The following is an 11,384-nucleotide window of genomic DNA, read 5'->3' on the forward strand; positions in this document are numbered from 1 at the left end:
CCGCTTTCATCAGCATCCAAGGCGATAACAAATTCCAGCTCGATTCGATCCAGTTCCAGCGGTCGCATTTCACATTGTTCAGCGGTCAAACTGAAGTAGTGATTACAACAAACGCTGTATAGCGTCCTCTAGCACCCGTTTAGCTTCTTGGATATTACCTACCACTAAGCTTGGTACATTCTCCAAATCAACATTGGTAAAATTGTTAACAAGGGCGAGGATTGTGTCTTGTTGAACCTGGTAATCAGAACGATGTTCCAGCTGGGTTGGGTTATCTATAAGCGACAGCAGGAAAGCATCTGCTTCATTTAGCGCAGCGGCGACCAAAGTAGCGTCATCCTTAGAGGTATAGACATCAAACGGCAAGCCATTACCAATGCCAGGATTTCCGTTTTTATCAACAATGACACCAATATCAATAACATTTTCCGATTCAAGTGCTTGAACAACCTGTTCATCAATATCAGCATCAATTGCGCGTTCCAATGCTTGAACAGCTTTCTGCATGTTTTCAATATTAACATGATCATATTTAGTCATTTTCATTCTCCTTTCATGGGGGGATTAAATTAGATAAATAATATCAATCCAATTTGCTCTGCAAAGACTCTGGATCTGCCCATTTTGGACAATCCAAGCGTTCTGGTAGAGTTTTTTACCGAGCCGCGTATCCACCGCATTGATCCGAACCTCGTTCCAGCCGATACGTTCTAGAGGCTGTTACATCATGCCTTTGATGAACATGTGAAAGTGAGCAATAAAATATATATGTACAATTGCATTGTCTGATTCTGCGATACACTAGATATATGAAATTCATTGAGTTCGTAAGTATGAAGCATGTGGCTAATGTTTTCGGTTTATTTCTTTTGTTGCTGGGATTCGCTATGGCTACCAATACGGCTTGGGGCTGGGCTGCGATAGCTTATATGAATTGGCAAATTGCAGTGATTTCAATATCGGCATATTTATTATTCTCTATTGTGAAGGCTGTTATTGTTCATCAACGATCACCAATTAGTAAGCGCTATCCTACTAAAAAGAAAAGTAGGACATTAGGTCTAAGTTTAGACATAAAAGAAGATCTGTATCGCATTGGCGATTAGCAAATAAAAAGGAACCCGAAGGTTCGCAATAAAGCTATCGCTCTCGTCCGGAATACCAAAATACCCCACCGACTGCGGCGACTGTCAGTAATAAACCACCCAACCAAATCCAAAGCTCCATAAAACCTCCATTAATTTTGTTTCTCTTTAGCTTAGCTTTCCTAAGTGTCTACTTCCTTAATTTTACCACCTATTTTCAAACTACAAGTCCTTGACTAAGTGGAGCTCCACACCGGCAAGTATGGAGCAACCCAGTACGTTAAGTGTTGTATTTCTTAGTGGCTTTAGTGAGTTCTTTAATGGCTTCGGCCAGTGTGCTGATACGGATAACACGTTGATCCAGCTTTTCTAACTCATCGAGCAAATGCAAATACAGCGGGATCTCCCAGGGCATTGCGTTTGAAAAACGTCTCAGTACCCCTTCGGATACTTCTTTTTCTTCAAGCTCTTCGTCTGGATAGCGATGAAGAATGAGGCGATACCATGTGATCTCTGGTAAACCTTTTGATTTTTTGACTTTGAATTTGTAGCGTATTGGATATTTCACTTTGTACTCAGCTGTCAGAGCTTTGCACAGCTTTTCCAATCGTGCTTCAAGGTCTTTGGCCGCAACCATTAGTATCTTCGATTCATCGGCGACAAATAGAGGTAAATCTTTTATTAATTCTGGCTGTGGTGATTGTTCTGGCAGTGCAATATCAAAATCTGATAGATCTAGCTTTCCGCAATAGTTTGTGATGCCAACGGCAGGTTCTTTAGTCATGTAGCACCTCCATTTTTTTGAAGTGTTTATGTAGCTTGTGAAGTCGTTTTGTACAGGTTTGGGCCTTCTTCTTGATGGCTAGAATTTCATGGCGTATTTCACGGACGAGAGCGAAAGCATCTTCGGTGTAGTCGATTAGATCTGACTCCCACTCTTTATTCGCCTTGGAAAAACGTCCCTTTGGGTAACGAAAGCCTTTGCCTTTGCGGATATGTGTAGAGCGAACGCGGTACTTTTTATTGTGTCGCTGCGCCATTTGGCTCTCACTTATGTACCAGTTATGGTGCCATGCGGCCTCGAACGCGTTGTCACGATTACGGACTCGACAGGCGAAATGACCGGGATTTGTGTCTTTGTAAGAACGGTGGATTCGCCAGAAGTTGTTGGCGTAGCAACTTGCTAAAAACTCCAGCAAATAAGGCTCTTGATCAGTAAAATGCTCGACTTGTGCCAGAGCATTGAGTGATTGTGAAAGTGCTAGCTCGAAAGCTTGCTTTTCTTCGGTTGGTTTGCGTTGTTGCGCCATTTTATGCCAGCGATAAGCTGCGCTGTTCTCATCTAACATCGTTAGGTTACTCCTTGGTTTTGCTTGTTCGTCACCAATTACCGTAACTCAGACGCCCTTTAGCTATAACACGCGAAGTTGCCCATTTTGGACGTTAGATATTTGCCCCATATCCCAGCAGCTAAAGCAGCAATAGAAGAGATTCCTTTCCTGGGATCTGACCTGTTGCTTTCCAAATCTCTATCTTTGTGGGAGTTCGAAGCTAATAATCCATGACTTGTTAATGACAGTTGTTGGGATGCTGATACTTACAGTCCAGTATTTATGGGATATGGCTTAAGATTTTTGTTTGTTCTGGGATTTGATTAGTGGTAATCCAATGATTGTGGGATGTTGGAGGAATTTATTGCTGATGCCCCTAACGACTTTCACATGTGAAAGTCCATGAGGCTGCACGCGGAGTGCTGTGAGCAAGAGTGCTTTTGGATTGCTTTTCGGTAAGTAAAGAGAAGTGGTACATGGAAAAATAGATTGAAAAGCTATCCTTAGATAGCATTTCATCGGTTTTTGTCCATTATGATGGCACTCTATATTCGTATTGAAATCACAGTAATACAGTGCATTTTTTAGTAATATGTAACCTATTGATTAGTTAAAGGAATAATGACCGTTGAAATTTGCACAAGCTCTTAGCATTCTCTCAAAGTCTTCACCGTATGCGGTCAGTACTGAGAGAGAGCAGAATCAAGATCACTTCGCTGAATACAAGCGCTACATCTACATCAAGACAGATATAGAAGCGGATTTTAAGAAAGCTCTCTTATCGGCCAAGCCCAATCAAATCATCTTCCTATGCGGAAGTAGCGGTGATGGCAAATCCGAGATCTTGACGCAGTACAGCCAAAAGTACAAAGTGACTCATGACTTCCATTTGGATGCAACGCACAGCTTTAATCCGAGTCAGACTGCCATTCAAGCTCTCGATCAGCGCTTCTCCGAGTTCAAGCAAAGCAACAAACCACTCGTTGTGGGTATCAATGTGGGTATGTTGGGTAACTACGCAGAAGAAGGCTCTGAAGAACATAGCGACATCAAAAAGGTGGTTAGAGGCTTTCTCTCCCGCAAGCTTTCGAAAATTCCAGAGCAGTACGTATTCTTGGATTTTGAAGATTATCCAAAATTCACCTTCGATGCAGAGGGCAGTGCATCAGACTTTGCTGAGCAGTTTCTGAAAAGACTGACTGCGCAGACACTTGATAACCCGTTTTATGTGCTTTACGACAATGAGCGTAAATCTCGAGGACATACTCGCCTGACCGCTAATTATGCGCTGCTGAGTCGGCCAGCAGTTCAGGAATCCCTGATTGGATTACTGCTCAAAGCCCGCCTTATCAAAGATCAGTTCCTCACGGCTCGAGCGTTACTGGATTTCATTTACCAGTTGCTTGCGGCTAATGGCTACTTGTTCGACAACTTGTTTGCAGGTAGTGATAACGAGCTGCTATCCCGCATTCAGGGTTTTGACCCAAGCAATCTGCACACGCGTAAAGTCGATGAGTTTGTGCTTCAGCATGGGCTGGGCATTGAAGATAAGCGGTTCAGTGCATTTAGGTCAAAAATTAACGAGCTTGGTTTTTACGAGTTAACCGAAGCAACCTCTTTCCTTCGCCTTTTCTATTTGCTTCGGGGTGACAACGAGTTCAGCAATGAGTTTGTAACGCCGATCCAAAACGAGTTTACAAACAATCTGGTAGAAACCTATGCATCTGTTTGGATTCTACATCGTGATTTCGATGGTTCAGGAAAGATGCGTAAAGAGCTTGGCAGTTTCTATAAGGAAACTCTGATCGCAGCGCTTCACCGCTACTGTAACCGTCATGCCCCAACACTCGACAAAGACGAGTATTTAGTCTCTGAGCTTAATGGCTACAAAACGGCAGTGTCTCTTGAAGTTAAACCAGATTTTTCAGCAATTCAAAACAACGTACTCGAAAAAATAGGCACCTTCAATGCGTATTTGAAAGTCGATGATCAATCGCTTAAGCCAATGCCGATTAGCATCAGGCTACTTGAGCTGCTAGTGAAAATTGGTCAGGGGTACCGCCCTAACAAGCATGACAAAAATGCTGTTCTTTTGCTTGATGAAGCACTGGAGCAGATGCTGACAGTCGCAAAACAAAAAGAGACCTTGTTTATCCTGAGGAGGGATAAACGCTACAAAATCGTGAAAGAAGAAAGTGACTATTTTGAAGTGAGTGGTATGCGCTAATGACGACCGATAATTTCACACTACCGATAAAGGCCGGTTTGCCACAAACTGCCGCTGATGGGTTCCAAAACAAGAATACCCTGAACAGTTACATTCCGATTCGAACCAAAGGCAACGACTTTGATTGGTCTGTTGTTGTGGGGTTGGTGCTTCGCGGCTTACTTCGTAAAAAAATCGAAAAGTATACCTACCTAGATTTCGCTGAGGACTGTAAAGCCAACTTACAAAGCAAACTGGGCGAAGAAGATTTTTGGGAAGTACTGGAAGATATGTATTTTGCCAACCGAGACATCTTCTCGGTAAGCCCAGAATTTTTGTTGTTTAAGAGCCAGAAAAGCGAGTGCAAAGCAGGTGATCTACGAGTGGCATCTCTTTTTATCAACCTGTTAAATGGTCGACAAATTGAGCAGTTTGATGCCAACTTGAACTTCATCGAACAAGAGCTGTTAGAAACCCTGCGTTCCAAAACCAAACCAGATACCGACAAATCACTACGTGCTTCGGAAGCGCCCTATTTGCCATACATGGCCGAGGCATTTAAACGTGATCTCGAATTCTTAACCACGTATCCCAAATACCTGCTGGATGAGTTTGAACAATTCTTGGCATTTTACGGATTTGCTTACACGGCTCAGCTCAGCCTATCGCTATCTGATTGGAAAACCGGTGAAGCCCCCAAAGCAAAACCGCTCTATTTCATCATGGATCATGAACGCGCCAGCGGTGAGCGAACTCATGTGAAAAAGCACGGCTACAAGCTCTTTAGTGAGTCTTCTTTCAAGCTATTTCCCGTCCTTTCTATGTTGGAAAACATCCAGCCCAATCCGGACGAAATTAAGAAGCCTTTATGGCAGCTGGCGAGAGATATCGAAAACTCGCAAAGAAGCGACCTGGCTGATCAAATTAAAAACTATGCGCTGATGTTCCGAGCCAACCGCAAACTGGACACTGATATTCCTAAGGACGCAGTAACTGCCATTGATTGGCTGGAATACGCGTTAAAGCTAGCAGAAGAGCAGTTCCGGGACCCGAAAACAGACCGACCAGCCATTATCAAAAAGTACATGACTGAGGTTGAGAAGAATATGGCCGCTGACTTTGTGCAAGTCCGCGGTCGCTCAGGTCGAGTGCTTGTCCTTACGCAGGACCATATTATTTTGCTGACCAACCTAGTGGTGGGCAAAGAAGAGAAGCTCCGTTTCCATGAGCTAATTCTCGGCTTTCAGGATAGGGGAATATTTGTTGATAAGCAGACAGAGCAAGAGCTTATCAAGTTCTATGAACGAATTGGTAACGTTGAACGCATGAGTGATAGTGGAGATGCAGTGTATGTGCGCAAAACAATTTGAATCGTTTCTGGTTGAGCAGTTTTTACTGCATGCGGAAGGAAACATACGCGCAGGCTATCGCTACCAGTTTAACTCACCTGATCACGGTAACAGCCAGCGTTTGTTTGATGCGTTACTCCGTCGTAAGGACGGTGAGATTATAGTTAGTAACAAGGTGGCGTTGAGCTACGTGAGCGTCCAAGGCTGCAAAGTGGTTCCTGTGCTTCATGGCGAAGAAGATGGAGAAAGTGGGTTTACCGAGAACTATATTTCTCACCTGCGTGATGAAATCGCAAGCCAAGAAGGTGCTCTGAGGGGCTGTGCGCTGGTGGTCATTCACAACAGCCGCCTTGATACTCTTATCAACTCCGCGGAAGATTTGGGGCAGCCTGGGCAAGTTTGGAGCCCTGAGAACATCAAAGTCGCACTTAGCGGTTTTATTGAACAAACTGACAAATCCCGAGATGTGTCACTTTGCCTGCTGGATGACCAGTTTGACGCGATCCTAGAAGATGGCGCGACCATATTTGGCTTCGAATCGTTGTACAAAGCGGTCGAAGATGGCGAGCTTTGTTTTCGCGAATTGGGAATGTTCGATGATCCTTTTGTCGCAGAGCTATCTGGTAATCGAAAGCAGATCAAACAACGGCTGGAAGAGAACCGCGCGCTTTACCAAGAGTTGTCGTTTGAAGTCGAGCACTTTGGTCAGCAACTCGAAGAAAGACTGAAAGGCTTTAGCAGCAAGTTTATCAAAGAACATTTTTCTGACGATGGTTGGAAAGATGTGGAGTTTGAAACTTATCGAGAAGAGATCAAAAAGAACAAGATTCAGCACCTGAAGCATGAAGGTGAAGAAGAGACCAATGATGCGCAAGTAATTGGTCGCTACCCAAAAGAAACCAAAGCGGGCTTGCGTGACCGTCACCTGATCATTGCCCTCGAGGAAGGACAAAGTGAGTTTGAACTTAAACTGAGCTTTTCTGGCACCAGCGATTTAAGCAAAGAACAGTTTAAAGTCTCGCCAGCGAATGCACTAGGCAAGCAAGAGGTCATCAGTACGCGCCTAACCAGTAAAGGAGCAAACGCCACTCTAGCGGCCAGTTATGCCAATGAGCCTCTGTTTTTCACGCTAGCATTGAAGCGTGACAATACCTCTGAAAATCATAACTTCCGTTGCTTGGTCGTCAGAAAAGGCGAGTTTGACCTCGAGGCATTTAAAAACATTTTCGTTGTTGAGCCTTCGAAAAAACGCCTTACCTTGAAAACAGAAGATAACAGCCTGGTTATCAACCCCGCGCTAACTGTAAGCCGAAGCCTAGATGATGTTGGTGAAGTGGTTGACCGCGCAGAATTTGGTGTTGTCGATTTTGAATCTTTGGCTAACGAGTCAGAAGATATCGGTTTTGTGGTGAAATCAGGTGATAACACACTGGCATTCCGCATAGAGGGTGAGACGGTAGAAAGCAGCTTGTCCTTCCCACTGCTGCTTAACCAATCGCGCTTCCATAAGTTGTTTGATGATGACATGTTTGGCGAGCTTTACCCGAGTAAAGATGTTGTCGCGATTGATAATAGCGAATTTCGCGTTATGGAGCCGCGCATTAGCTTACTTCGTTGGGAAGAACGTTTCGTTCAGCAAAAGCAAGTCTATCTGGCTGAATCCAACAGCATATCGTTGGAAGAGTTAAGGTCTATTGATGACAATCTCCACTCTGCATACCAAGCACTGTTTGACTACCTAGCAAGCCGAAGGACAACGATTTCGCTGGTGTCGTGGGGGCCTCAATTTACCGCACTCGTGAAAGCGACCGTGGATGCATTCCTTGATTATTTCAATGCGATCAAAGCTGGCGGCATGCTAACCAAAGAGCAAAAGTTGATGATGCAAATCGGTTTGGTTCGCGAGAATGGCGAAGAATACTACTCGCCTTTTCACCCGCTGGTGCTGGCGTACTACTTAAACCTTTGCAATGAAATGCAAAAAGATGACAGCTTTGTTGACTTGCCAATAGTCACGTTCAATCGCTTGGGGCCAAGTGGATTGCTTCCGTATGTTTATCACCCAAAGCATGAGTTTGCCTACAACCAGCAAGTGACCGAAAACGGATTCTGGGTTAAAAGTGTTCCGCATCAGAAAAGTTGTCTGAAGTTTGTTCGAAAGCTGGTTAAAGAGAAGATCAACGAGTTCCAGAAAGCGTTTCGCCACTTGTTTACCGGCTCAGAGAAGAGTGTGCTGGTGAATGCAGTCAATCAAGAGAGTGCAGAAGAGCTATTCCTCGGTTTGGTCGACTATGTAAAAGACAACCTGGATAAAGCGGCGTCAATCCATATCAACCTGTACGATGATGCCTTGGTTTTCAACGCCTTTGATCAGTTTGCAGAAACGTCGAACTACGAAGAGTTAAAGTCTTGGCTGGAGCTGGACCGCGGAAAAGTGCGTGAAAACGCCGACACCATTATCGACATTCTTCGTACCCGCCTTACTTACAGCAAGTTCACCAATGCCCATAGCGAACGCGAAGGGCAAGCTTACTCGCACCTGTCATTTTTCAGAAACAACGACAACGTGAAGCTAACGACCTTGAGCGTTGACGACATGCCGAGCGGTATTGCGTGTGATGGTCTGTTAACGGGCGACGCCTCCAAGAGTGATGAAGGCTCATACTTCACGGCATTTGGTTTGCAAAACGTTCAATACCGTAACCAACCGCACCTAGAAATGGCGAAGTATGTTGGTTCGTTAATGGAGCCAGCATTAAAGCCAAGTACGCAATACACGGGTGCCAATGCGCCTGCGCTTGCGGTCAGTGAAGACTTTAAATCGCTACTAGCGCGATCTTATGACAGCTCCATTTGGACCACCATCATCGACCCTAAAGTGACGCTGGACTTCTTCCACGCCAATCAAAATGTCGTGCTTATCCATTATTCCGATCAGTACACCAGCTCTGCCAGTTACGATGCCATTACGGTAACCGCACAGCGCGGATTGTTTGAGAGGGTGGTGGCGCAAAGTGGCGGTGGTCAAATCAACGAGTTCAATGCCTTCAACGGTGATTGGCTGCTGAAGATGATGACCTGCAACGACACCATTCGCAAAGAGCGCACTGGCATTATCGGTGCTTATAAGTTTGCGACCTGTCTAGTGCATAAATCTGATATCACCTGGGTGCCGCTATCCGTCGGTGAGATGATCCGCGTATCAGGCAACATCGGCCTGAAAATGACCGACAGTGACTTCTCACGCAACGTGCAAGGATATAAAAAAGGCGCGATTTCAGATGATGTACTGCTGGTGGGCTTTAAAGAGGGCAACCTCTATCTGCTTCCTGTCGAAGTGAAAGCAGGCTCCACGCCAGACTACAAAAAAGCCGTACAGCAAACGAATGAGCTTCGCCGCTATCTAACAGAGCTTTTGAGCGACGAGACACTGGCGTCGAAGCTATACCGAGGCTTGTTTATCCGCCAGGTGTTGATGCAAATCGACAAATACCGTCTCTACAACGTATTCAGCAATGGCTACTTTGAAGCCCTGCTGGCAGAGAAAGAAGAGTGGCTGCGCGGCAACTACACAATCGCAGAGCTTGAAAACTACCCGGCAGGTCTAGTGGTTAGCCATCTTGAAAGCGGAAGCTGCTTCGAGCCTGGCTACAACATGCAAGATGGCGTGTTGAAGGTTGATCTTCCGATGTCTTTGCTGCCTTCACTGGTGCAACACCCGCTTCAAGTGCTGATGAACGAAAAGAACATCGCGCAGATCTGCTATGTCCCGGCGGAGTATATGTTGGTAGGTGAAACTACAGCTTCAGAGCCAGAGCAAGTGATCGCCGAGCCAGCAGCAGATAACGTTGCGGATACACAAGACGAAGAATCTGACACCCCTGAGGTTGAACCTGCTCGTGAGCCAGAGGTTGAGACTGAGCCAACGCCCTTAGCATCAGCCAGCTCCAACAATCTTCATGTGCTATTTGGCCACAATGCGATCACCAATGCCCCATTAAACTGGGAGCCGACCAACACTGCCAAGTTTATGAATACCAACACGGGCATTATTGGCACCATGGGTACGGGTAAAACCCAGTTTACTAAGTCGGTGATCACTCAGCTTTACCGTAACCAAGCTGACAACGTAAACAGTGCACCGATTGGCATGCTGATCTTCGACTACAAGTCTGACTATGTGGATGACAAGTTCTTAGATGCCACAAATGCCAAAAAGTACAAGTTATTCAAGCTGCCTTATAACCCTCTTAGCCTCTACGGTGACACGCCGATGCTGCCAATACATACCGCTGCAGGGTTTTCGGAAACCATGGCTAAAGCTTACGGACTGGGCAAAAAGCAACAGCTTCAACTAGAAAACTTGATTCTGGAGTCTTATACCGCATCAGGTATTCACCCAGAAGATCCTTCAACTTGGGGCAGACCAGCTCCCACCATTGAGGATGTTTGGGCGCGATTCCTTGATCAAGAAAAGGTTGAAGAAGATTTGCTTTACGCTGCACTTTCGAAGCTTGCTCGCTTCAAAATCTTTGAGTCTGAGCCAGAGAAAATGACCAGTCTTTATGAGCTTGTCGATGGCATCACTGTCATAGAGTTGGCAGGTTATCCGCCACAGATCCAGAACCTTGTGGTGGCATTGACCTTAGACCTTTTCTATTCACAAATGCAGAGAAGAGGAAAGCCAGAAGTTAATGGAGACTTCCGTCAAATCACCAAGATGATTTTGGTAGATGAAGCCGATAACTTTATGTCTCAAAACTTTCCTAGCCTGCGCAAAATCCTTAAAGAGGGCCGCGAATATGGTGTGGGTGTGATCCTCTCAACACAGGACATCACACATTTCCAGACAGGGGATAACGACTATTCCAGCTATGTGCTGACTTGGGTTATTCACCGTGTCGCGAAGATCCGCCCACAAGAGTTAAAAGCCATGTTTGGCGTCAATGATAAAAACGAGCAGGAGAGATTGATGGAGACCATCAACAAGCTTGATAAGCACTACAGCTTATATATCGATGGAGCGAAACAAATCCAGAAAATGCGGGATAAAGCATTCTGGGAATTGTTGGCATAACACATTGAAAGGCAGTGAAAACTGCCTTTTTCTTCCATCTTTTCATTCTGGTTAATAGCTAATGGATAATTACTACTTTCTTTTACTGGCGATATTGCCACTGGCTTACTTTGTTTATGTAAAGCGTCGTCATATTGATGAGAATCAGGCGCAAGACGACCAGTCAGAGAGTGCTGCTCCACTATCTGTTGTTCAAGATAGAGATAGTACACAGCAAGATGTTGACACCAATGTGAATAATGTAATGCTTCTTGCCGAAGCCGAAGCCGAAGCCGAAGCCGAAGCCGAAGCCGAAGCCGAAGCCGAAGCCGAAGCCGAAGCCGAAGCCGAAGCCGA

The 11,384-nt window shown here is 45.3% G+C and carries 8 protein-coding genes; 5 read left to right on the plus strand and 3 right to left on the minus strand.

Features of this window, described 5'->3' with window-relative positions:
* Nucleotides 1-102: 102 nt before the first annotated feature.
* On the minus strand, nt 103-540 hold the full coding sequence (locus ACWYVB_RS18365; RefSeq protein WP_457529664.1) for a hypothetical protein: 438 nt from the start codon (nt 538-540) through the stop codon (nt 103-105).
* A gap of 347 nt (nt 541-887) precedes the next feature.
* On the opposite strand from ACWYVB_RS18365, the gene ACWYVB_RS18370 reads away from it, so the two are divergent.
* A complete protein-coding gene (locus ACWYVB_RS18370; RefSeq protein WP_457529666.1) occupies nt 888-1,106 on the plus strand; it encodes a hypothetical protein in 219 nt (72 codons plus the stop codon).
* Nucleotides 1,107-1,365: 259 nt separating this feature from the next.
* On the opposite strand, the gene ACWYVB_RS18375 is transcribed toward ACWYVB_RS18370, so the two are convergent.
* Together ACWYVB_RS18375 and mobI are read right to left on the minus strand one after the other, a co-directional pair.
* Nucleotides 1,366-1,869 carry a hypothetical protein gene (locus ACWYVB_RS18375; protein WP_457529668.1) on the minus strand — a complete coding sequence of 168 codons (504 nt, stop codon included), beginning with the start codon at nt 1,867-1,869 and terminating at the stop codon, nt 1,366-1,368.
* On the minus strand, nt 1,862-2,434 hold the full coding sequence (gene mobI / locus ACWYVB_RS18380; RefSeq protein ID WP_457529669.1) for a conjugative transfer protein MobI(A/C): 573 nt from the start codon (nt 2,432-2,434) through the stop codon (nt 1,862-1,864). The genes ACWYVB_RS18375 and mobI overlap by 8 nt, the downstream gene beginning before the upstream one ends.
* A 610-nt stretch (nt 2,435-3,044) precedes the next feature.
* Between mobI and dptF the strand changes: the two genes are divergently transcribed.
* The 4 genes from dptF to ACWYVB_RS18400 all read left to right on the plus strand — a co-directional run.
* A complete protein-coding gene (dptF, locus tag ACWYVB_RS18385) occupies nt 3,045-4,643 on the plus strand; it encodes a DNA phosphorothioation-dependent restriction protein DptF (RefSeq protein ID WP_457529671.1) in 1,599 nt (532 codons plus the stop codon).
* Nucleotides 4,643-5,992 (plus strand): DNA phosphorothioation-dependent restriction protein DptG, encoded by a 1,350-nt coding sequence (dptG, locus tag ACWYVB_RS18390; RefSeq protein WP_272165923.1) that lies wholly within the window; start codon nt 4,643-4,645, stop codon nt 5,990-5,992. Before dptF ends, dptG begins: the two co-directional genes overlap by 1 nt.
* On the plus strand, nt 5,973-11,048 hold the full coding sequence (dptH, locus tag ACWYVB_RS18395) for a DNA phosphorothioation-dependent restriction protein DptH (RefSeq protein WP_457529673.1): 5,076 nt from the start codon (nt 5,973-5,975) through the stop codon (nt 11,046-11,048). The genes dptG and dptH overlap by 20 nt, the downstream gene beginning before the upstream one ends.
* A gap of 61 nt (nt 11,049-11,109) precedes the next feature.
* Nucleotides 11,110-11,384: hypothetical protein (locus ACWYVB_RS18400; protein ID WP_457529675.1), on the plus strand; the 275-nt coding region annotated here is incomplete at its 3' end.

The sequence above is a fragment of the Vibrio sp. JZG10 genome (assembly GCF_054064075.1).

What these genes read in the sequence shown, in the direction of transcription:
- dptH (WP_457529673.1), top strand. Translation starts at nt 5,973, where the DNA reads ATGTGCGCAAAACAATTTGAATCGTTTCTGGTTGAGCAGTTTTTACTG.
- dptG (WP_272165923.1), top strand. Translation starts at nt 4,643, where the DNA reads ATGACGACCGATAATTTCACACTACCGATAAAGGCCGGTTTGCCACAA.
- ACWYVB_RS18375 (WP_457529668.1), bottom strand. Translation starts at nt 1,869, where the DNA reads ATGACTAAAGAACCTGCCGTTGGCATCACAAACTATTGCGGAAAGCTA.
- mobI (WP_457529669.1), bottom strand. Translation starts at nt 2,434, where the DNA reads ATGTTAGATGAGAACAGCGCAGCTTATCGCTGGCATAAAATGGCGCAA.
- ACWYVB_RS18365 (WP_457529664.1), bottom strand. Translation starts at nt 540, where the DNA reads ATGACTAAATATGATCATGTTAATATTGAAAACATGCAGAAAGCTGTT.
- ACWYVB_RS18370 (WP_457529666.1), top strand. Translation starts at nt 888, where the DNA reads ATGGCTACCAATACGGCTTGGGGCTGGGCTGCGATAGCTTATATGAAT.